The organism is Exiguobacterium sp. s16 (genome assembly GCF_018618115.1).
Lineage (GTDB): Bacteria > Bacillota > Bacilli > Exiguobacteriales > Exiguobacteriaceae > Exiguobacterium > Exiguobacterium mexicanum_A.
Genome location: NZ_JACSLM010000005.1, coordinates 188,959 through 211,715 on the forward strand (window position 1 = coordinate 188,959; position 22,757 = coordinate 211,715).

Annotated in this window: 20 protein-coding genes, 2 rRNA genes and 1 riboswitch; all 22 genes read right to left on the reverse strand. The window is 54.1% G+C overall.

From position 1 onward, the window contains the following. Positions 1-5: 5 nt before the first annotated feature. Positions 6-2,222: a DNA helicase PcrA gene (gene pcrA / locus KNP86_RS11140; RefSeq protein WP_214754291.1), complete on the reverse strand. Its 2,217-nt coding sequence runs from the start codon at positions 2,220-2,222 to the stop codon at positions 6-8. A 38-nt stretch (positions 2,223-2,260) separates the two neighbouring features. Then, entirely contained in the window at positions 2,261-2,938 is a 678-nt protein-coding gene (pcrB, locus tag KNP86_RS11145) for a heptaprenylglyceryl phosphate synthase (RefSeq protein WP_214754293.1), read from the reverse strand. Between the two features lie 93 nt (positions 2,939-3,031). Beyond that, on the reverse strand, positions 3,032-3,268 hold the full coding sequence (locus KNP86_RS11150) for a hypothetical protein (protein WP_214754295.1): 237 nt from the start codon (positions 3,266-3,268) through the stop codon (positions 3,032-3,034). Between the two features lie 12 nt (positions 3,269-3,280). Continuing rightward, positions 3,281-4,663: a TrkH family potassium uptake protein gene (locus KNP86_RS11155; RefSeq protein ID WP_052090282.1), complete on the reverse strand. Its 1,383-nt coding sequence runs from the start codon at positions 4,661-4,663 to the stop codon at positions 3,281-3,283. A 36-nt stretch (positions 4,664-4,699) separates the two neighbouring features. Then, positions 4,700-5,005, reverse strand: coding sequence for a YerC/YecD family TrpR-related protein (locus tag KNP86_RS11160; RefSeq protein WP_034781303.1), 306 nt, complete (start codon positions 5,003-5,005; stop codon positions 4,700-4,702). 68 nt (positions 5,006-5,073) lie between these two features. Then, on the reverse strand, positions 5,074-6,816 hold the full coding sequence (locus KNP86_RS11165; RefSeq protein WP_214754297.1) for an adenine deaminase C-terminal domain-containing protein: 1,743 nt from the start codon (positions 6,814-6,816) through the stop codon (positions 5,074-5,076). Positions 6,817-6,995: 179 nt separating this feature from the next. Beyond that, entirely contained in the window at positions 6,996-9,281 is a 2,286-nt protein-coding gene (locus tag KNP86_RS11170) for a putative bifunctional diguanylate cyclase/phosphodiesterase (RefSeq protein ID WP_235420260.1), read from the reverse strand. Between the two features lie 99 nt (positions 9,282-9,380). After that, positions 9,381-10,634 (reverse strand): phosphoribosylamine--glycine ligase, encoded by a 1,254-nt coding sequence (gene purD / locus KNP86_RS11175; protein WP_214754299.1) that lies wholly within the window; start codon positions 10,632-10,634, stop codon positions 9,381-9,383. Between the two features lie 13 nt (positions 10,635-10,647). Next, the gene (gene purH, locus KNP86_RS11180; RefSeq protein WP_214754301.1) at positions 10,648-12,168 is read right to left on the reverse strand and encodes a bifunctional phosphoribosylaminoimidazolecarboxamide formyltransferase/IMP cyclohydrolase; all 1,521 of its coding nucleotides are present in this window, start codon (positions 12,166-12,168) and stop codon (positions 10,648-10,650) included. Then, positions 12,165-12,743: a phosphoribosylglycinamide formyltransferase gene (gene purN, locus KNP86_RS11185; protein WP_214754303.1), complete on the reverse strand. Its 579-nt coding sequence runs from the start codon at positions 12,741-12,743 to the stop codon at positions 12,165-12,167. The genes purH and purN overlap by 4 nt, the downstream gene beginning before the upstream one ends. Beyond that, a complete protein-coding gene (purM, locus tag KNP86_RS11190) occupies positions 12,740-13,774 on the reverse strand; it encodes a phosphoribosylformylglycinamidine cyclo-ligase (RefSeq protein ID WP_034781315.1) in 1,035 nt (344 codons plus the stop codon). The genes purN and purM overlap by 4 nt, the downstream gene beginning before the upstream one ends. Before the next feature lie 12 nt (positions 13,775-13,786). Then, positions 13,787-15,196 (reverse strand): amidophosphoribosyltransferase, encoded by a 1,410-nt coding sequence (gene purF / locus KNP86_RS11195; RefSeq protein WP_058765678.1) that lies wholly within the window; start codon positions 15,194-15,196, stop codon positions 13,787-13,789. Then, positions 15,172-17,391 carry a phosphoribosylformylglycinamidine synthase subunit PurL gene (gene purL, locus KNP86_RS11200; protein ID WP_214754305.1) on the reverse strand — a complete coding sequence of 740 codons (2,220 nt, stop codon included), beginning with the start codon at positions 17,389-17,391 and terminating at the stop codon, positions 15,172-15,174. Before purL ends, purF begins: the two co-directional genes overlap by 25 nt. Continuing rightward, positions 17,375-18,055, reverse strand: a complete 681-nt coding sequence (gene purQ, locus KNP86_RS11205) for a phosphoribosylformylglycinamidine synthase subunit PurQ (protein ID WP_214754307.1) — start codon at positions 18,053-18,055, stop codon at positions 17,375-17,377. Before purQ ends, purL begins: the two co-directional genes overlap by 17 nt. Further along, positions 18,052-18,294 (reverse strand): phosphoribosylformylglycinamidine synthase subunit PurS, encoded by a 243-nt coding sequence (gene purS, locus KNP86_RS11210; protein ID WP_214754309.1) that lies wholly within the window; start codon positions 18,292-18,294, stop codon positions 18,052-18,054. The genes purQ and purS overlap by 4 nt, the downstream gene beginning before the upstream one ends. Then, positions 18,294-18,995, reverse strand: a complete 702-nt coding sequence (purC, locus tag KNP86_RS11215) for a phosphoribosylaminoimidazolesuccinocarboxamide synthase (RefSeq protein ID WP_138860027.1) — start codon at positions 18,993-18,995, stop codon at positions 18,294-18,296. Before purC ends, purS begins: the two co-directional genes overlap by 1 nt. Positions 18,996-19,043: 48 nt before the next feature. Then, positions 19,044-20,336: an adenylosuccinate lyase gene (purB, locus tag KNP86_RS11220; protein ID WP_214754311.1), complete on the reverse strand. Its 1,293-nt coding sequence runs from the start codon at positions 20,334-20,336 to the stop codon at positions 19,044-19,046. Further along, positions 20,333-21,427, reverse strand: a complete 1,095-nt coding sequence (gene purK / locus KNP86_RS11225; protein WP_214754313.1) for a 5-(carboxyamino)imidazole ribonucleotide synthase — start codon at positions 21,425-21,427, stop codon at positions 20,333-20,335. The genes purB and purK overlap by 4 nt, the downstream gene beginning before the upstream one ends. Next, a complete protein-coding gene (gene purE, locus KNP86_RS11230; RefSeq protein ID WP_152567786.1) occupies positions 21,427-21,915 on the reverse strand; it encodes a 5-(carboxyamino)imidazole ribonucleotide mutase in 489 nt (162 codons plus the stop codon). Before purE ends, purK begins: the two co-directional genes overlap by 1 nt. Before the next feature lie 69 nt (positions 21,916-21,984). Next, positions 21,985-22,086, reverse strand: a riboswitch (purine riboswitch). 140 nt (positions 22,087-22,226) lie between these two features. Further along, positions 22,227-22,418 (reverse strand): NETI motif-containing protein, encoded by a 192-nt coding sequence (locus KNP86_RS11235; protein ID WP_034781380.1) that lies wholly within the window; start codon positions 22,416-22,418, stop codon positions 22,227-22,229. 83 nt (positions 22,419-22,501) lie between these two features. Continuing rightward, positions 22,502-22,617: ribosomal RNA gene (gene rrf / locus KNP86_RS11240) — 5S ribosomal RNA — on the reverse strand. A gap of 57 nt (positions 22,618-22,674) precedes the next feature. After that, a 23S ribosomal RNA gene (locus KNP86_RS11245) occupies positions 22,675-22,757 on the reverse strand; the annotation flags it as partial.

Consider the following 22,757-nt stretch of genomic DNA (forward strand, 5'->3'; position numbering starts at 1 on the left):
TCACCTCACGCTTTTTCGATTGGGGCAAACTTGGCGAGCAGGCGCTTGATGCCGACTGCCGGGAAAGCGATATCGAGTTCGAGCTGATCGCCTTCGCCACGCGTCTGGACGACCGTGCCTTGACCCCATTTTTTATGATTGGCCTTATCCCCAACGTTCCAACCGATCGATTCGGCGCCGGACGACTGGGCGAGCTTCGGTTTTGGTTTCGAGCTGAAGCCGTTCACCGGAAGTTTCCCCGGCGACTCGACCGGATTCCATGGCATCGCCTTTTTCGCTTTGCCCGAACGCTCCAAGAGCGTCTCTGGCAACTCGTGCAAGAAGCGCGATTCCGGGTTGTTTTGGAAACGACCGTACAGCATCCGAGACTGGGCCCGCGTCAAATAGAGACGTTTCTCGGCCCGTGTGATCCCGACGTAGGCGAGACGACGTTCTTCTTCCATCTCTTCCGGGTCGTTCAAGGCACGGCTGTGCGGGAACAACCCTTCTTCCATCCCAATCAAGAAGACGACTGGGAACTCGAGCCCTTTGGCCGAGTGGAGCGTCATGAGCGTCACTTGGTGCAACTCGTCGACTTCTTCGAGCGTGTCGAGGTCCGAGACGAGCGTCAAATCGGTTAGGAAGGCGACGAGTGTCTGCTCGTCACTCTCTTTCTCGAAGTTTTGGGCGACTGAGAGGAACTCTTGCAAGTTCTCGAGGCGGCTCTCGGCTTCAAGCGTCTTCTCGATTTTGAGCATCTCTTCGTAGCCTGACTTCTTCAGCACTTCTTCAATCAATTCGGAAATCGACAAGTAGTCGGCCATTTGACGCAAATCGACCATCAATTGACGGAACTCGGCAAGCTTCGTTGCTGTGCGTGGGGCAATCCCGGACAGTTCGATGTCACGGATCGCTTCCATGAGCGACACACCCTGCATCCCGGCGAAGTCGCCGAGCTTATCGACCGTCGCGGCGCCGATACCGCGTTTCGGTTCGTTGACGACACGGACGAAGGAGATGTCCTCGTCCGGGTTGGCGATCAAGCGTAAATACGCCAAGATGTCTTTGATTTCTTTTCGTTCATAGAACTTCGTCCCGCCGACCATCTTATACGGGATGTTCGACTTGAGGAGCATCTCTTCAAGTCCACGCGATTGAGCGTTCGTCCGATACAGAACGGCCATTTCGCCGTAATCGATGCCTTCTTGGCGGAGTTCTTTCATCTGATTGATGATAAAGAACGCTTCATCCCGGTCATCCGAGGCGACGTGAAGGAGCAGTTTCTCCCCTTCGACGTTCTCGGTCCATAGCTTCTTATCTTTTCGGCTCGAGTTGTTTTGAATGACACCGTTCGCCGCTTCCAAAATCCGTTTCGTCGACCGATAATTTTGTTCGAGTAAGATGACGTGTGCACTCGGGTAATCTTTCTCAAACGTCAAAATGTTGGCGATGTCGGCCCCGCGCCAGCGATAGATCGACTGGTCCGAGTCACCGACGACACACAAGTTCTCATGCGCTTGCGCGAGCAGTTTAACGAGTGTATATTGGGCCCGGTTCGTATCTTGATACTCGTCGACGTGGATGTATTGGAACTTCTTCTGATAAAACGCAAGCACGTCCGGCGCTTCTTGGAACAGCTGAATCGCCTTCATGATCAAGTCATCAAAGTCGAGCACGTTGTTTTGCTTCAATTTTTTCTCATACGCCGTATAGACGTCCGAGATGACTTTCTCGTAGGGGTTGTTGCCGACGAGTCCAGCCGCGTCTTGCGGCGTGCGGAGTTCGTTCTTATGGTTCGAGATCATGCCGAGGAGCGTCCGCGGCTCATATTTTTTCGGGTCAAGGTTCAGCTCTTTGAGCACTTGCTTGATTGCCGTCAACTGATCGGACGAGTCGAGAATCGAGAAGTTCCGGTCATAGCGGATGCGATCGATGTCGCGGCGCAAAATCCGGACGCACATCGAGTGGAACGTCGAAATCCAAATATCGTCCGCGACACCGCCGACGAGGCGGGCGATCCGGTCTTTCATCTCGCGGGCCGCTTTGTTCGTGAACGTAATCGCGAGAATGTTCCACGGCGCGATTTGTTTCGACGCCATCAAGTAGGCGACGCGATGCGTCAAGACACGTGTTTTCCCAGACCCTGCCCCGGCCATGATGAGGAGCGGGCCGTCCGTATATTTGACCGCCTCCGCTTGCGGGGGGTTCATGCCTTTGACTAATTCTTCACTCAAGTTATACATAATCGTTTCCTTTCTCTAACCAAACATTTGTTCTTATTTTATCGGAGTGCCGCGACAGTCGCAAGCGCTCCTTCGAAATTGTCATAAATCACATTACCGACGACGATCGTGTCCGCGTATGCGGCCATCGTCTGAGCTGATTCAAAATCGGTGATGCCGCCCCCATAAAACAAGTGGGCGTCCGGCACCGCTAAACGTACTTCTTTGATGAGCTCGACGGATCCCAGTGTGCCGCTATACTCCACGTAAAGCGAAGGCAAGCGGAACAAGCGATGACCGGCTTCTGCGTAAGCGACCGCCTCTTCGATGGAAAGGTCGGTTTTCGCCTCGGTCACACGGGCCACTTTCGCGTCCGGGTTCAAGACGATATAACCTTGTCCGGTCACCTGGTCATGAAACAAGTGTCCGTGTCGTTCAAACGCCTTCACTTGATGACCGATGAGCCAGTCGACAGTTCCTGCATTCAGGACGGTCGGAATAAAATAGTGATCGAAGCCTCGAACCACTTGCTCGGGATGGCTCATCTCAAGCGCGAGCGGAATGCCGCACCCTTCGAGTCGGGCATAGAGCGCGAATGTGTTCTCCGCATCGACCCCGTCGGTCCCTCCGATGAGGAAGGCGTCCGTACCGGAGCGGATGAGCGCCGCGAGCGCCGAATCATCGAGCGGTTTATTCGGATCTAGTTTAAACACGTGGCGCCACGATTGAAAATCCATTCGGCTTCCCTCCCCTTCGATACCTTCTCTAGTGTAGCGATTTTTCCCGCCACTTGCATCTGTTGAACGAAAAAAGACTTGCCGAGGCAAGTCTCAAATACGTCTCGCGTGCGTCTTTCGTTCGCGGGCCGTCATCCACTTGGCGACGAGCAGAGCGAACAGCCCGTACACCGGGATGAACCAGAGCGGATTGGCCAAGAAAAAGCCGAGCACGGGAATATCAAGTAGCGGAGAATCCGGTGAACAGAGCGCCGTTCCGTTCACAACCGCGATGAACGGCAATACGGGAACGGCAAACACGTAACCGAAATTGATCCAAAAAGCTTTCATGTTCTGAGCTCCTTACCCTAAGATGATTGATTCTTTCGGATAGTTGTACATCCGTTTCGGCTGTCTCCGCTGCAAAATCAAGATGAAGGCGATGACACCGATGCGTCCAATGAACATTAAAATGGTGAGCACCCACTTGCCGACGTTACTAAATTCGGACGATAGCCCGACCGACAATCCGGTCGTTCCGAACGCCGAGCACGCCTCGAACAAGATGCGCGTGAGCGATGCGTCTTCGAAGAACGTCAGCACCATGACCCCGGTCAACAGGACGGCCAGAGACACGGTAATGATGACGAACGCTTTCCAAATGTCCTCAAGCACGATCTCACGTCCGAAGATTTTAATGGACGAGTCCCCGCGAATGAACGCGACGACCCCGAGCACGGCGACGGCGAACGTCGTCGTCCGAATCCCCCCACCGACCGAGGACGGTGACGCCCCGATGAACATCAGAATCGAGAGCAGCAACATGCTGCCTTCCGAGAACAAGTTGACATCAACGGTCGACAACCCCCCGTTTCGCGTCGTCACGGACTGGAACAACGAGTCCGAGAGTGCGAGCCAGAGCGGCAACTCTTTGAACGCGTTGTCATACTCAAACAGGAACAAACCGACGGTCCCGATGGCAATCAAGATGAAGAACGTCGATACCGTCAGTTTTGTGAACAGTGAGAAACGGCGCGGGAAATTCTCGCGCTTCCGAATGATTCGGTTCGTCAAATACGTGCGAATCTCGACGAGGACCGGGAACCCGATGGCACCGCCGGTCATGAGCGCGATTTGGGTGAAGATGACGAACGGGTCTTCCCGGAATGGTGCGAGCGAGCTGCCGGTGATGTCGAAGCCGGCGTTCGTCGTCGCACTGATCGAACCGAACAGGCCTTGCAGGAACGCCTCGCTGGCCGTATCGAAGTAATTTAAGTAATGGACCCCAAGCAACACCGCACCGACCGCTTCAATCGCGATAACGGTGATGACGATCTCGGTGATGTACTTGACGATCCCAGACATCGACGTCTGGTTTTGGTCACGTAAAATCAGCTGGCGCTCGCGAAAACCGATGCGCTTGCCAAGCAAGATCCACATGATGACGTGAAGACTGATCAACCCGACCCCGCTCACTTGAACGATGAACAAGATGATAAATAATCCGAACGTCGAGAACGTATCGGTCACGACGATCGGGGTCAATCCGGTAACGCTGACACAGCTGACCGCGAAAAAGACGAGATCGGTGAACGTGATCGAGACGCCCGGTTGTCGCGCAATCGGTAAAGCGAGCAAAATGACGGCCAACACGACCGCCGCGCTATAAATCAACACGAGTGTCTGGACCGGTGTCAGCTTCCGAAAGAACAGCTGTAAATTTCGCTTCATAAACTTGTCTTGCATCTCGCCCCTCCTCTCCCATCAAAAACAAGATGACTCTTACGAGTCACCTTCTGATTGTTGTAGACGTTCAAGGGCAAGATCATAGCCGCCTGACCCATAGTTCAAGCAACGCTTGACGCGGGAAATCGTGGCCGTCGAAGCTCCTGTCGCTTCTTCAATTTTATGGTACGTGCTACCTTCACGAATTTGGCGGGCCACTTCTAGCCGTTGGGCGAGCGCCTGCACTTCGTTCACGGTCGCTAAATCTTCAAATAGTTGATAACAATCTTCGAGTGTATCGAGCTTCAAAATCGCCTCAAACAGCTGATCGAGCTCTCGTCCTCGTAATTTATCGAGTTGCATCCGCAAGCATCCTCTCTCCATCGTACTTCTTTATCATTCTAAAGCACGACCGGCTCGGACTCAACTGTTCATCGTAAAATCGCCGGAAATAGTATTTGTTTCTTCATCACTTCGTAAATTCCGAGCGGTGTGGCCCGCACATATGGCAAGTGCGTCGACGCCAAGAACAAGAGCGTATAGATTGGGTCTTCAAACTTGTAACCACGCGTGAGCAGTTCGGACCGCAACACTTCTTCTTGGACGATCAACTGTTCAATCGGCTCCTTCGACGTCATGCCACAGAGCGGGAGCGGAATTTCCGCGATAATTTCACCACGGTCGACGAGGACGATACCGCCGCCGAGCTGTTTCATCCGTTCGAACGCCGTCAGCATGTCTTGTTTACATTTCCCTAAGATCAAGTAGTCGCCACTAATCGAATACGAGCTGACGAGCCCGCCAAAGTCGTTGGCAAATCCTTTCAGCACCGTGTTGAGGCGCCACTTCCCTTCTTTATCAAGCAACATGAGGAACGACTCGTCCCCGTCACGCGGCAATTCGTCTTGACCGGTGTCGTGCGAGATTTTGAACAGTTTCATGATGACCGAGTTGACCATGTCGAGCCCGACAGGCATGCTGAACGACAGATCGTTCGGCGTCAGTTCGATGTCGACGTCCGTCGACGGCATGAGCGCGAGCGCCGCATCGACGAGCTCGTTCGGGAACAACGATGCCCCGTCCCGGTAAATCCATTGCCCTTTGGCGATGACGGCGGACGGGCGCGGCTCGTCGATCGCATCAAGAATATTCAGATGGGCGATGCGTCCCGGCGCAATCGAACCGAGAACGTGATCGAGCCCAAAGTGTCGCGCCACGTTCAATGACACGATGCGGTACGCCTCAATCGGCGGCAATCCGGCCTCAATCATGATCTTAATAAGCGCGTCTTGCAGCCCGTCTTGATAAAATCCTGGCGTCGACCCGTCTGTCGTGACCATCACATGATCGAACGCCTCGAGTCCGGCGTCGAGCAGGCCACGGATGAGTCCCGGAAGGTCAGGACGAATCGAAGAATGACGGAGTGTCGTCGTATAGCCGTGTTCGAGCCGGCAGAGCGCTTCTTCGGCCGTCATCGCTTCATGGTCGCTGTGAACACCCATCAGCGCCATCTTCGTCAACGTCTTCGCCGAGGCACCCGGGAAATGCCCTTCGACCGGGAGCCCGCACGTCTCCGCGTCGAGCATCCACTGCAACATCTCGTCATCGCCTTTCAACGTGCGCGGCCATGCCGTCAATTCACCGGCCATGATGACGTCCGGATGATTGAACCAGTCGTGAATCCGCTCGGAATCGACAAGGACACTGTCCCGGTCGAGCTCGGTCTGTGTATCGAGACGCGCCCACCAATATGTGCTCGTCGGAAGCTGTTGGATCGCATCGAGTTGCGCAAACGCTTGCTCCTTATTTTGTAAAAAAAGAAGCATGTTGTCATTCACGAGCGTCGTCGTCCCACGCTCGCCTGCATACTTCGACAGCGTCGCCGGATTATAAAGTTGGAATGGATGCGCATGTGGCTCGATATAACCAGGCACGATATATTTTCCGGATACGTCCACCGTCTCGACGGCCGCTTTCGGTACATCTGGCCCGACATAGACGATCCGGTCATGCTCGATCCAAATATTTGCTTGTTTCCACTGCTTCACGTACATGTTCAAGTATGTGGCATTCGTCAATACGAGCGAAGGTGGCCTGACTTGGCTCACGACTTCTAGTTGTGACCGAATCATCGCTTTAGACCACGGTGCCCGCGCCGATCGTTTTGTTGGCATCGAACCCAATCCTCCCTTAATCGCCTCGCCATTATTATCAGACAATAATTTTGTAAGCGTTTTCTTTCATCTGTTTCAAGTTTACCTTTTCTATGAAAGGGTCGCAAGTTATGTTGCTAATTGTAACGGAATTCACATGAAATTCACACAAATAAAGACACCTCCCGCAGGAGGTGTCTTCACCAGTCATACATCGTGACCGTTTTCTTCAAGTAATGCTCAAGTTGTGCCAGCGGAACCGGTTTGCTGTAATGGTAACCTTGGATGAGCGAACTGCTATGTTCGAGCACGAACGCGAGCTGCTCCGGACGCTCCACACCTTCCGTGACGATATCGAGACCGAGTGTATGGAACGTTTGATATAACCCTTCGAGCAATGCCCGATCGAACGTGTTCTCAGGAATCCCTTTGACAAAGTTTTGATCGATTTTAATAATATCGAGTTGAAGCGACTGCAAGAACGAGAGCGACGATGTCCCGACACCAAAGTCATCGAGCGAGATTTTGACGCCGATCGCTTTGAGCGCGTGAATGAACTGCTGAAGCTCATACAAATTCCCGCCGACCTCACTCTCGGTGATTTCGACATGAAGGCGATGAGGGTCAAATCCCGTTTCGGTCAGCACGTGTTCCAATGAAGCTAAAAACGACCCGTCGGCGATTTGGCGTTTCGATACGTTGATCGAAAGGAACAAGTGATGTCGTTCCACATGATCCTTCATCTCCGTGACCGCCTGTACGAGCACCCAGCGTCCCAAGTCCGAGATAAGACCGAGCTGCTCGGCGACCGGGATGAATAGGCCTGGGGAAATCTGACCTTTGCCCGGATGATTCCAGCGAATGAGCGCCTCGACTCCCCGTACTGCAAACGGCCGTGGCGATACAATCGGTTGATAATACAGTTCAAACTCATCGTGTTCGAGGGCATGGCGCAAATCGCGTTCCATCTCGAGCGTCTGTAAATAATGGCTCCCGTCCTCGATTTCTTGGAACGTCAAGACACGGTTCTTCCCTGACAGTTTCGCCTCGTGAATGACCACGTCGAGCCGCCCCATCATGACCTCATACGTGTGTTGCGGCTCGGCATAGGTGAACACATCGATGCCGATTGTCGCCGCCATCCCTTTCACACCGTTGACATGGGCCCAGTCCTTCAAGTCTTTCGTCAAGTGCCGGGCGACCGGTTGGAGCTGGTCAAGTGTCCAGCCCGGATGGACGAGCATGAACTCATCGGCACCGATGCGAGCGACGAACCCGTCTTCTTTATAGAAGTTGAGCCGTGAGGCGAGATAGATGAGAACAGAATCACCCGTCCGATGTCCGTATTGGTCGTTGATCCGGCGGAAGTCATCCAAATCCAATCCGAGCACTCCGATCCGTTCCTGCTTTCCACGCACGGTCGAGAAATAATCTTCTAGCGCGAGCCGGTTCGGAAGAAGCGTCAATGCGTCTCGGAACGCCCGGTCGATCACTTCGGCGCGCGTATCTTCGAGTGCCGCGAGCACCTCGTTCATACTCGTCGCCATCTGTTCGATTTCGTCGTGGCTGTGCGCGTCCCGACTGAGGCGGAGTCGGCTGTCCCGCTCGAGTGTGATGATCTTCAACTCACTCACGATCTCCATCAGCCGCCGAATCACGACCCGGTGAATCGTCCATAACAAAGAGAAGAACAGACCGAACCCGAGGATGACGAGCGCGAGCATGCCGAGCCGCAACATCGTGACCGTATTTTCGTAGTGCGTTTGCGCGACGGTGAACCCGACTTCATAATCGGATTGTTGAAACACCGTGTCGAGTGGGATCACCACATCGGTCCCATCCGTCCCGCTCTTGATGATTGTCTCTTCTCGACGAACCGGCTGAATCGTCAATGGTATCTTCGTTTGGGCACTTATATCTGCCATGACCGTCGAATCGACGAACTCGAGCATGATGAGCGTTCCTTGGCGTGGTCCACTACTGTCACTTCGTAGAATCGGATGACTGACATATAACGTCGGGCCAAAATCACTGGCGTATACGCCGTTCTGTGCATCGCTCCGATTGGTCAAGCGAGAGGTAACCGCCCGGATGATCGCTTGTTGGTCGGCTTTCGACAATGACATGGCTGTCGAACGAAACGCCGAGTAGAAAGCTTCCCCCTCGTTGTCCAAATAGACGATAGCGTTGACGCTCAAGTTCTCGAGCGACTGTTCACTGATGTTACTTTGGATATAAGCGGCATTTCGTCGCTGCACGAACGTGTACGTATCATTCCAGACAGCCCAGTCGATGAGTGTGCGCTCGAGTGTGCTCTTCCGATTGGCGAGCGTCTCAGATACGCTCGCGATTTGACTCTCGACCGTTTGACGATCTTGCTCCATGCTTTTCTCGATGAAATATGGTCGTACCCCAAAAAAGATGACACCGACAAACACAATTATATTCACGGCCACCGCAATCATGAGCTTCGTCCGAATGCGCACGTCGACCACCTTCTTCCTTCAATCTACTCCATTATTGTAGAGCAGGAAGTACGGATTCCCTTCTTTTCGCATGAAAAAAAGGACGGGTTGACCCATCCTTTAAAAAATCTGAGCCAACGCCCGCCCTCCGATATCACGCCGGTAAAACGTCTGTGGCAAATCAAGTTGTTCGAGTGCCGTATAGACGGCCGTCTTCGCTTCAAGCAACGTCGGTTTCGTCGACGTGAGGACGAACAATCGCCCTCCGTTACCGATGATGTGGGTCCCGTCCCGGGTCGTCCCCGCATGGAACACGAGCACATCATCTCGTAAGTCACCGAAGCCTGACAGTACCTGCCCGGTCGTCGCTCGATCAGGATAGCCTTCTGCCGCGACGACGACTCCAATCGTATAGCCTTCTACCCATTCAATCGGATACGGTTTTTGGTCCACGACCGCCTCGATGACGCCGAGGAGAGGAGATGCCAAGTTAGGAAGAATGACCTCGGTCTCGGGATCGCCAAATCGAGCGTTGAACTCGATCACTTTCGGGCCATCCGCCGTCAAGATGAGGCCCGCATACAAGAACCCTTCGAACGGTGTGCCCCGCTCGACCATCGTCCGCGCCAGCGGGAAGAGCACACGTTCGACCGCCTCTTGATACACAGCATCATCCAAGTGGGGCATCGGACTGTAGGCGCCCATGCCGCCCGTATTCGGTCCTGCGTCTCCGTCATAGGCACGCTTATGATCTTGTGACGTGATCATCGGGATAACGTGCTCCCCTGACACGAACGCCATGAGCGAGAACTCTTCTCCATCCAAAAATTCTTCGATGACGACACGTGATTGGTCCCCGAACTTATCGGTATCGAAAATGTCGTGGATGGCTGCTCTCGCCTCTTCAAGTGTGAACGCGACGGTCACCCCTTTACCGGCGGCGAGTCCGTCCGCTTTGACGACGAGCGGTGCTTCGAGTTGATCGATCTGTCGGAGCGCTGACTCGGCGTCGGTGAACGTGTCGTACCCTGCGGTCGGGATATTGGCTTCGCGCATCACTTCTTTCGCAAACGCTTTACTGCCTTCAAGCAACGCCGCCGCCTTAGTCGGTCCGAAGATTTTTTGTCCTTGAGCTTGAAACACATCGACGACACCAGCCATGAGGGCCGACTCTGGACCAACGATCGTCCAGTCAACCGCCTCGCGCTTCGCAAACTCGACGAGGCCAGAGACATCTGTCTCTTCGATTGGTACACACGTCACGTCGCCCATATTAAGATTACCCGGAGCGACGAACACCTCATGTCCGTCTTGTCTCAACTTCCAAGCGAGCGCGTGCTCACGCCCGCCGCGTCCAATGACGAGTACGTTCATCTTATCGCTCCTCTCAATGTTTGAAGTGTCGAACTGACGTGAACACCATCGTGATGCCGTGACGGTTCGCCGCTTCAATCGACTCCTCGTCACGAATTGATCCGCCTGGTTGAATGATGGCCGTGATCCCGGCTGCGGCCGCAGCCTCGACCGTATCGCCCATCGGGAAGAACGCATCGCTACCGAGAGCGGCCCCTTGAGCACGTTCCCCTGCTTGTTCGAATGCGATTTTCGCCGCGCCGACGCGGTTCATCTGTCCCGCACCGATGCCGATCGTCGTCTCGTCTTTGGCGACGACGATGGCGTTTGATTTCACGTGTTTAACGACACGCCACGCAAGTTTCAAGTCTTCCCATTCAGACGCCGTCGGACGACGGTCCGTCACGATTTGGCATGACGCATCATCGAGTGTGACGTCGTCCCCATCTTGTACGAGTAGACCGCCCGCGACAGCTGTCAAGCGCATCCCTGTCATCTGGCCCATATCGAGCGTCAATAACCGAAGATTCTTTTTCTCTTTCAATCGGTCAAGTGCTGCCTCGCTAAAGGATGGCGCGATAATGATTTCTAGGAAGATGTTACGGAGGGCCTCTGCCGTTTCCACATCGACTTCACGGTTCAAGGCGACGATGCCCCCAAAAATCGAGACCGGATCGGCCGCATGGGCTCTTGAGAACGCTTGGCTGATTGTCTGTCCGACAGCGACACCACATGGGTTCATATGTTTGACGACGACCGCTGCCGGCTCCGTCAATTCACTGAGCGCCTCGAGCGCCGCGTTCGTATCTTGGATATTGTTATATGAGAGTTCTTTTCCATGGAGCTGCTCCGCGTTCGCGAGCGTCATCCCGTGATAGAGCGGCGTCTTATAAAACGCTGCTTGCTGGTGCGGGTTTTCCCCGTAACGGAGGTCTTGTACTTTCTCATACGTGACCGTGAGCTGTTCCGGGAACGTCTCGCCGATCTGCTGCCCTAAATAGTCGGCAATCAAGGCGTCATACGCCGCCGTGTGACGGAACGCTTTTGTGGCAAGACGTTGACGTGTTTCGAACGTCGTCCCGCCGGCACGAACCGCTTCGGCCACATGACCGTAGTCGGCCGGGTCAACGACGACCGTCACGCTGGCATGGTTTTTCGCGGCCGAACGGAGCATGCTCGGTCCACCGATATCGATATTCTCAATCGCTTCATCATACGTCGCGTTCTCTTTCGCAATCGTTTCTTTGAACGGGTACAAGTTGACGACGACATAGTCGATTGGCTCGATGTCGTGGTCTTTCATCTGTTCGACGTGCGAATCTAAATCGCGGCGTCCGAGAAGTCCGCCATGTACGAGCGGATGGAGCGTCTTCACGCGACCGTCGAGCATCTCTGGGAACGATGTCACTTCCGAGATATTTTTTACGGGAAGACCGGCCGCGATGAGCGCCGCTTCCGTCCCGCCTGTCGAAATGAGTTCGATGCCCGCTTCATGCAACGCCTGCGCGAGCTCGACGATTCCTGTTTTATCTGACACACTCAGTAATGCTCTCACTTGAAAACCTCCTGTTGGATAAACACTTGTTGTAGTACGTGCGGATAGAGCTGATGCTCGACCGCTTGGATGCGTCTTGCCGCTTCGGCCGCATCACAGCCTGCGATGGCGACGTCTTGTTGGGCAATCATCGGTCCCGTATCCATCCCGGCATCGACGTAATGAACGGTGACACCGCTCGTCGGCACGTTCGCCGCGAGCGCCTGACCGATGGCGTCTTTTCCAGGGAACGCCGGTAAGAGCGACGGATGGATGTTGATAATATGGTTCGGATATGCTGACAGCAATACGTCCCCAATCAACCGCATATACCCGGCCAAGACGATATAGTCGGCGCCGAGCGTCTGTAACAAGACGAGAATCTCTTGTTCGAATTCCGCTTTTGACGCATATGCCTTCGGTTCGAACGAGAAGCTCGCGATGTTGAACCGATCCGCCCGCTCGAGTACTTTCGCTTCTGGTTTGTCCGTGACGAGCAGGACACATTCCCCTGACAAGTCGCCTCGGTCGATGGCTTGCCAAATCGCTTCGGCGTTGCTACCGGACCCGGAGGCGAAGATGGCAAACTTTTTCACTGGTCGACCCCCATGATGCGGACGCCCGGTTTGGCATCAACTTTCCCGATACGGTGCGACGTCTCTCCGGCGCGTTCGAGTGCGGCTTCGACGGCTTCGACATCTTCAGGCCGGACCGTGATCATGAAGCCGATGCCCATATTGAATACGTTGAACATCTCTTGTTTCGAGACGTGCCCGACTTGCTCGAGCCAGTCGAACACCGGCAGGCTCGGCCAATTCGAGGCATCGAATGTGACACCGAGGCCTTCCGGCAGCATGCGTGGCACGTTCTCGTAAAAACCGCCGCCCGTGATGTGGGCCATGCCTTGGACACGCCCCGTCGCGATGGCCGCTTTCGCCGCCTCGGAATAGATGCGTGTCGGCAACAAAAGGGCGTTCCCGAGCGTCGTATCGAGCATGGCGATCTCGTCAGTGTAGGCAAGGCCTTGTGACTCGACGATATGGCGGACGAGCGAGAATCCGTTCGAATGAACACCGGATGACGCGAGTCCGAGGACGATGTCCCCCGCTTCGATTGTCCGGCCATCGATGAGTGCTTCCTTCTCGACGACACCGACGGCGAATCCAGCAATATCGTACTCGCCGTCCGGATACATACCCGGCATCTCGGCCGTCTCGCCTCCGACGAGGGCACAGCCCGCTTGGACGCAACCTTCGGCGACCCCTGCGACGATGCGCTCGAGTTTGGCCGGTTCTGCCTTGCCGGTCGCGATATAGTCTAAGAAATAAAGCGGTTCGGCCCCGTGGACGAGACAGTCGTTGACACACATCGCCACACAGTCAATTCCAATCGTATCATGTTGGTCGAGCGCGAACGCGAGTTTGAGTTTCGTGCCGACCCCATCCGTTCCGCTGACGAGAATCGGATGTTTCAACTGCATCGAGCCGAGGTCGATCATCGCCCCAAAACTGCCGAGCCCGGTCATCACTTCTGGACGCATCGTCCGTGCAACGTGACGCTTCATGCGTGATACTGCTTCATAGCCTGCTTCTAAATTCACACCCGCTTGTTCATATCTTAAACTCATCGTCAGTCCCCCTCAAGCTTTTGTCTCTGTTACAAGTTCCGCCAGTTCAGTTGGATAAAGTCCGGTGAAGCAAGCGGCACACTGCCCGCGCAAGTTCCCTTCGAACGGCCGGTCGATCGCTTCGACCGTTCCGTCCAATGTGAGGAACGCCAGTGAATCGGCCCCAATCTCTTCTTTAATCTCTTCGATGGATTTGGTGGCCGCAATCAACTCTTCCTTTGATGATGTATCGATACCGTAATAGCACGGATGCTTGATTGGTGGTGACGTGATGCGAACATGCACTTCGGTCGCCCCGGCTTCACGGAGCAACTTGACGATGCGTCTGCTCGTCGTACCGCGGACGATCGAATCGTCGACCATGATAACCCGTTTTCCGTTCACGACGCCTCGAAGCGCTGACAGCTTCATCTTGACACCGCGCTCCCGTAGTTCTTGCGACGGCTGAATAAACGTCCGGCCGACATAGCGGTTTTTGATGAGTCCCATCTCGTACGGGATTCCGCTCGCCTCAGCGTAACCGATGGCCGCCGAGATGCTCGAGTCCGGGACGCCGGTGACGACGTCCGCTTCGACTGGTGCCTCGTCGAACATCTTCTTCCCCATCGCCTTACGGGCCGTGTGCACGTTGACGCCATCGATGATCGAGTCCGGCCGCGAGAAGTAGATGTATTCCATGGAACACATCGCGCGGACCGATGCCTCGCTGTACCGCTCCGACACGATCCCGTCTTGCGTGATCATGAGGAGTTCCCCTGGCTCGACATCGCGTACGTACGTCGCCCCCACGACGTCAAACGCACATGTCTCTGAGGCGAATACGTAAGCGCCATCCTCGGTCTGGCCGAGCGAGAGCGGACGCAAGCCGTGAACGTCGACGCCGACGTAGAGCGCGTCTTCCGTCAAGAAGAGGAAGGCGAACGCGCCGACGAGACGGGCCAAGCTATCTGCAATCCGCTCTTTCATCGAGTTGCCGCGGCTTCGTTTAATCAAGTGGGCGACGACTTCCGTGTCAGATGTCGTCTGAAAGATCGCACCTTCCGCTTCGAGCATGTGTTTCAACTCGTTGGCGTTGACGAGGTTACCGTTATGCGCCATCGCCAAGTCGCCCGTAAGCGACTTGAAGTGGAGCGGTTGGACGTTCTCGAGCGTGTTGCCGCCTGCCGTCGAATAACGGACATGACCGATGGCGTGATGCCCGGTCAATGCGTCGAGCGACGGTTCGTCGAACACTTCAGCGACGAGGCCAAGCCCGCGTTTGGCGTGCAAGCGCTCGCCGTCAGCCGTGACGATGCCTGTCCCTTCTTGTCCCCGGTGTTGCAGGCTGTGGAGGCCATAGTAGGCGAGGTGTGACGCTTCGTGGTGATTAAAAACCCCGAATACCCCGCACTCCTCGTTCATGCCTCGGATGTCATATAACATGGAATAGCTCCTTCCCATACCCGTTCAAGTTCCGTGACGTCCATTTCGATGAGGCGGTCGCTCGCACGGACCGTCAATTGTGGCGTGTCTGTCACCTGTCCGATGCGTGTCGCCTTCGTCAACTTCGCGAACGCATCAGCCTGATGTGGCACGACTGTGACGAGGAACCGTGACTGTGATTCGCTGAAAAGTGTCGTCACGAGATCGGCGTCGACTGTGACATCTGCGCCGAAGCCCGTGCCGAACACGAGTTCAGGAAGTGCCGCGGCCAGTCCACCTTCCGATACGTCGTGAGCCGCTGTGACAAGACCTTCCCGAATCGCCGTAAGCAATACTTGTTGCTGACGGCTCTCTGTCTCGAGGTCAAGCATCGGCGCCTGTCCGCTCACTTTACCGTCTTGCAGCATTTGGAGCGCACTACCGCCGAATTCTGGTTTCGTCTCCCCGAGTAGGAAGATGATGTCGCCTGCTGCTTTCGCGAACGACGTCGTGATATGTTCCGGCTTGTCGATCAAGCCGACCATGCCGACGACCGGCGTCGGATAAATCGCCGTCCCGTTCGACTCATTGTAAAGCGAGACGTTTCCGCCGATGACCGGTGTATCGAGGGCACGGCACGCTTCGGCCATCCCTTCGACAGCTTGGTCGAGCTGCCAGAAGCCTTCTGGTTTGTCCGGGCTACCGAAGTTCAAGCAGTCGGTGAGGGCGAGTGGTGTGGCACCGCTGGCGACGATGTTGCGCGCTGCCTCTGCGACCGCAATCGCACCACCGACACGTGGGTCGAGGTACACGTACTTGGCGTTGCAGTCCGTCGTCATCGCGAGTGCTTTGTCTGTGTCGCGAATGCGGATGACGGCCGCATCACTTCCTGGGGCGACGACGGTCGACGTTTGGACCATATGGTCGTATTGCTCATACACCCAGCGTTTCGAAGCGATTGTCGGCATGGCGAGCACGTCTTTCCATGTCGAGAGGACGTCCGAGACAATCGGTTGGATTGGTGTCATCGCTTGGAACGTTTCATAGTACGCCGGTACTTTCGACGGCTTATGGTAGACCGGTGCGTCTTCTGCGAGCGCATCGACTGGTACTTCGGCCGCGACTTCCCCGTGATGGAGCAGGCGGAGCACTTTGTCTTCGATGACTTCACCGACTTTGATCGCATGAAGTCCCCACTTCGTGACAATCGCTTCGATCTCATCTTCATGTCCTGCCTTGACGACGAGGAGCATCCGCTCTTGTGACTCGGACAACATCATCTCGTAAGGCGTCATGTCAGCCTCGCGTTGTGGGACGAGGTCGAGGTTCATCTCGATGCCCATGCCTGCCTTCGATGCCATTTCGGCCGAAGACGACGTGAGACCAGCCGCTCCCATGTCCTGGATCCCGACGAGGGCTGGGTGCTTAATGACTTCCAAACACGCCTCAATCAACAGTTTCTCCATGAACGGGTCACCGACTTGGACGGCCGGGCGTTTTTCGTCCGCATCCTCACCGAGTTCTTCCGAGGCGAACGTCGCCCCGTGAATGCCGTCGCGTCCTGTCGTCGCCCCGACATACATCACTGAGTTACCGACACCTTCGGCAATCCCTTTTTGAATGTCTTCATGGCGAATGAGCCCGACGCACATCGCATTGACGAGCGGGTTACCCGCATAGGCCGGGTCGAACGCGACTTCCCCCCCGACCGTCGGGATACCGACACAGTTGCCGTACCCGGCGATGCCTGAGACGACATGACCGAAGAGATGTTTCACACGTGATTCGTTCAAATCTCCGAAGCGGAGCGAGTTAAGGAGTGCGACCGGTCGCGCGCCCATCGAGAAGATGTCACGGATAATCCCGCCGACACCTGTCGCCGCACCTTGGTACGGCTCAATCGCCGACGGATGGTTATGGCTCTCAATTTTGAAAGCGACGGCCTGGCCATCGCCGATATCGACGATGCCAGCACCTTCCCCAGGTCCTTGAAGGACATGTTTCCCGGTTGTCGGGAATTTCCGGAGGACAGGCTTCGAGTTTTTGTACGAACAGTGTTCAGACCACATGACCGAGAATAACCCAATCTCGGTGTAGTTCGGCTCACGACCGAGCAGTGAGACGACGAGCGCGTATTCCTCATCGGTCAATCCCATCGTGGCGTAAAGTCGCTCTTCACGGATGTGTGTTGCTGTCGGTTCAGTTGTAAGTAGCATGTCGAGTCCCCCATTTCACCATCGAAGTGAATAATCGTTTGCCGTCTTCCCCGCCGAGCAATACTTCGACCGCTCGCTCCGGGTGCGGCATCATTCCGAGTACGTTGCCTTGTGCGTTCGTGATCCCTGCAATATTCGCGACCGATCCATTCGGGTTGTCGGTATATGTGAAAGCGATCTGCCCATTGCTACGAAGCGTCTCAAGCGTCGCCTCGTCACAGTAGTAGTTGCCTTCCCCGTGCGCGATCGGGACTTGGATCGTTTCCCCGAGTGCATAATCGTTCGTGAACATCGTCTCGTTCGTCTCGACTTTCAATTCGACCGTCTTGCACATGAACTTCAAATCACGGTTACGCATCAATACGCCCGGTAGGAGTCCTGCTTCGACGAGCACTTGGAAACCGTTGCAGACGCCGAGTACCGGACGCCCTTCTTCTGCGAACCGTTTGACTTCACTCATAATCGGTGAGAACTGGGCGATGGCGCCGCAGCGCAAGTAATCCCCATATGAGAATCCGCCTGGCAGGAGCACACCGTCGTAACCGTCAAGCGACGTTTCCGTATGGAACACATAGTCCGCTTCTTCGCCGAGGACATCTTTTACAGCGTGATACATGTCGAGGTCACAGTTTGATCCCGGGAAGACGATGACAGCGAATTTCATGCGAGTACCCCCATCTCGATTCGATAGTTCTCGATGACCGTGTTGACGAGCAACTTCTCACACATGTCACGGACCATCGCTTCGGTCGTCTCTTCTGCCACTTGAAGCTCGATCACTTTCCCGATGCGTACTGATTCAACGCCTGTAAAGCCGAGATGTTCGAGTCCGCCTTTGACGGCGACGCCTTGTGGATCGAGTACACTTTCACGTAATGTCACGTACACGTTTACTTTTTTCATCAGTTCATTCCCCCTATGCGTGTTAACAACTGGCTATACGTGTCTGTCAGAGATCCGAGGTCTCTGCGGAAAACATCTTTATCGAGCTTTTGTTTCGTTTCTTTGTCCCAGAGTCGGCACGTGTCCGGCGAAATCTCGTCAGCAAGGATGATCGTGCCGTCGACTTTACCGAACTCGAGTTTGAAATCGATCAAATCAATGCCATGGTCATTAAAGAAATCGAGCAATACATCGTTGACCCATAGGCCGAGTTGTCGCAATGTTTCGACTTCTTTGTGTGTGGCAACTTGCAGTAAACGGATATGGTCCTCTGTTAAGAGTGGATCTCCGAGTGCGTCATCTTTATAGTAGAACTCGACGATTGGTGACAGGAGCGGTGTCCCTTCTTCCCAACCGAGTCGTTTGGCAAGGCTTCCGGCGGCGATGTTACGCACGACGACCTCAAGCGGGATGATGTCGACACGGCGCACGAGCTGCTCGCGATCCGATAGTCGCTTAATGAAATGCGTCGGAATCTTGTTATCGTGCATGAGTTCGAACAAGCGCGTCGTGATGGCATTGTTCAACACGCCTTTGCCGGCGATTGATTCTTTCTTCTCCCCGTTAAATGCTGTCGCGTCGTCTTTATAATAAACGCGGAGCACACCCTGTTCTTCAGTCTCGAATAACGCTTTCGCTTTACCTTCGTAAATTGCTTCCATCTGTATCGTCCCCCTTAAAAGTGAGAGGGGCATGAAGCCCCTCAACGATCACAAACCACAGCGTTCAAAAATGACATCGACACGGCGCACGTGATGGCTCGGGTCGAATAGGTCGTCGAGCTCGTCACTCGTAAAGAGCGCGCCCATCTCGGCGTCTCGTTCAATCAAAGTGCGGAACATCGTCTCTTCTTCCCACGCCTGCATCGCCTTCGGTTGAACGGCGTCATACGCCGCTTCGCGCGACCATCCTTTTTCGATCAACGCGAGCAAGATGCGTTGGGAGAAGATGATGCCAAACGTCCGATCCATGTTCCGACGCATATTGTCCGGGAAGACCGTCAAGTTCTTCACGATATTGCCAAAGCGGTTCAACATGTAGTTGAGGAGACTCGTCGCATCCGGAAGAATGATCCGTTCGGCTGAAGAGTGTGAGATGTCACGTTCATGCCAGAGTGGGACGTTCTCATACGCCGTCACCATATGACCGCGAATGACACGGGCCAGGCCGGTCATGTTCTCTGAACCGATTGGGTTGCGTTTATGCGGCATCGCTGACGACCCTTTTTGTCCTTTGGCGAAGAATTCTTCGACCTCACGTGTCTCTGTCTTTTGGAGGCCGCGAATCTCTGTCGCCATCTTCTCGATTGATGTGGCAATCAATGCGAGTGTCGACATGTATTCGGCGTGACGGTCACGTTGTAACGTCTGTGTCGAAATCGGTGCCGCTTGAATCCCTAATTTGTCACATACATACGACTCGATGAACGGATCGATGTTTGCGAACGTGCCGACCGCACCACTCATCTTGCCGAACTCAATCGTCTCACGGGCTGCCATGAACCGCTTCTTGTTGCGCTTCATTTCTTCGTACCAAAGGGCGAGTTTCAATCCGAACGTCGTCGGTTCTGCGTGAACACCGTGTGTACGGCCCATCATGATGTCATACTTATGTGCTTTCGCTTTCTCAGCGAGGATCTCGATGAAGCGGTCGATGTCAGCTTCTAAAATATCGTTTGCTTGCTTAATCAAGTACGATAAGGCCGTATCGACGACGTCTGTCGAAGTCAGTCCGTAATGCACCCACTTCTTCTCTTCTCCAAGCGTCTCTGAGACGGCACGCGTGAAGGCGATGACGTCATGGCGCGTCTCTTGCTCGATCTCCAAGATGCGTTCGACATCAAACGATGCTTTGTCCCACAGGACCGCGACATCATCTTTTGGAATGACGCCTAGCTCGCTCCACGCCTCACACGCGTAAAGTTCTACTTGAAGCCATGCCTCAAATTTGTTTTGGTCTGTCCAAATCGCCGCCATCTCGGGACGGGTATAACGTGAAATCATAAAACGGTCTCCTTCCAGATTGCCAATTGTTCGATGGTCTGAAGCGCTTCTTCGACGGAATCGGCGAGCACGTTCAAGTGCCCCATCTTCCGACCAGTCTTCGCTTCTTCTTTTCCATACAAATGTAGTTTAACATTCGACGGTAACGTTTGCGGATTCAGCTCATCCATATGTTCGCCTAACAGGTTAACCATCACGACCGGGGTGTGGAGTGTCGTCCGGCCGAGCTTCATACCAGTGATTGCCCGTACATGTTGCTCGAACTGGGACGTCTCACAGGCGTCAATCGTGTAGTGCCCTGAATTGTGGGGACGGGGAGCAAGTTCATTCACATACAAGGAACCATCTTCCATGATGAACAGTTCAACCGCAAGCGTTCCAATCAATCCGATGTGGTCAGCGAGTTGAAGGGCCAAATGCCGAGCCTCTTCCAAAATGTCTTGTTCCACTCGTGCTGGCACTATCGATAAGTGTAAAATATTTTGATGATGAATATTCTCGCTGATCGGGAACGTTGTCGTCGCGTGAGCCCCTCTCGTTACGATGACCGAAATTTCTTTTTTAAAAGACAGCCAAGCTTCAGCCACGTACTCCGTCTCTTCGAACTGATCCGTAAATGTGCGAACATCTTGCTCCGTCCGCAAGACCGTTTGGCCTTTTCCGTCATATCCGAATCGGCACGTCTTGATGACGAATGGGAGGCCTAACACGTCTCTTGCTCGAGTGACGTCTCGGAGGGAACGAACTGGAACATATGGAGCGACGTGAAGGCCCGCCCCTTCAATCATTTGCTTCTCATAGAGCCGATGCTGTGTCGCCTTTAAGACATCCATCCCTTGCGGACACTTGTCAGCGATAGCCTCAATCATCGCTGTATCGATATTTTCGAATTCATATGTGATGACGTCTGAACGCTGAGCGAGTTCGCGAGCTGCTGTTACGTCGTCAAATGTAGCCACGATGCTTGGCGCGACTTGAGCGGCCGGTGCGTTTGGGTTTGGATCAAGACTTAGCGTTTCGTATCCCATAGCACTCGCGCTGAGTGACATCATCCGACCTAGCTGGCCTCCGCCTAAAATTCCGATTCTCATCAAATCAGCTCCTCTGTCGCTTTGAGTGCCATATCTCGTTTCACTTGGCGGTAAACCTCGAGACGTTCAATCAATTCAGAAGATTGGAGGCTCAAGATTTGCGCCGCGAGAAGACCTGCGTTCGTCGCCCCAGCTCGACCGATGGCGACGGTTGCGACCGGTACACCTGCAGGCATTTGAACAATCGAGAGCAATGAATCAAGTCCGTTTAACGCCTTCGATTGTACTGGTACCCCGATGACGGGTAATGTGGTCTTTGCAGCGACCATACCTGGTAAGTGAGCTGCGCCTCCCGCTCCTGCGATAATGACCTGTATGCCCCTTGCCCGAGCTTCCTCAGCGTAGTCGAACATTAAGTCCGGCGTCCGATGCGCCGAGACAACTTGTTTTTCATATGGAATACTCAACTCTTCAAGGATTTCACAAGCATGGCTCATTGTTTCCCAATCGGAAGAACTACCCATGATCACACCTACTGTTGCCTTCACTTAAATGTCCCCCTTAAAAAAAGAAATCCCTAAACCGAATAACCAGTTTAGGGTATAGACCACGACAAAAAAATGTCGACTATACCCCATAGTCTGATCAGAGTCGGCGATCAGGTAGAAACTTGCGAGCCATTTCCTCGCGATTATATGGAGCACTATTTAATTTGTTCTTAACTCACACGCCTATCGTACCTTGTTCATTCAAAACATGTCAACAAACGGCGAACAATTTAATTGTCTGAATATTTATCGTTCGTCTTTAGGTTCATTAAAACACAAAAAAACCGCCACTCATTCGTGACGGTTTGGCATTATGGTTTGAGAGCAACGCACTCAAATAAAATCGACTGATGGGAATGTACAGGTTCGTCTTTGGTTCCCGTTTGTTCAAAGACAGGCTTCTCAATCCTACGTACCGGGCGATACCCCATTTGAGCAATTCGATTTAAACACTCATCGATTGTCTCGTTTGGCTCGACGTATACTTTGATTTTTTTGGCCATCTGTTCTTCCTCTCTTTCATTTGAATCGCGATATAAATAAAAAAAGCGGCGGCCCTTGAGCGAATGCTCCAGAACCACCGTTTGCCTGGCGACGTCCTATCCTCACAGGGGGAGACCCCCAACTACTTTCGGCGCTGAAGTGCTTAACTTCCGTGTTCGGCATGGGAACGGGTGTGACCACTTCGCCATCGCCACCAGACAAGAGAGATCGTTCTCTCAAAACTGAAGACTCATCAATTCATACAAACCATTAGACTAGATCAAAGCCTCGACCGATTAGTATCATTCAGCTCCACACGTCGCCGTGCTTCCACCCATGACCTATCTACCTCATCGTCT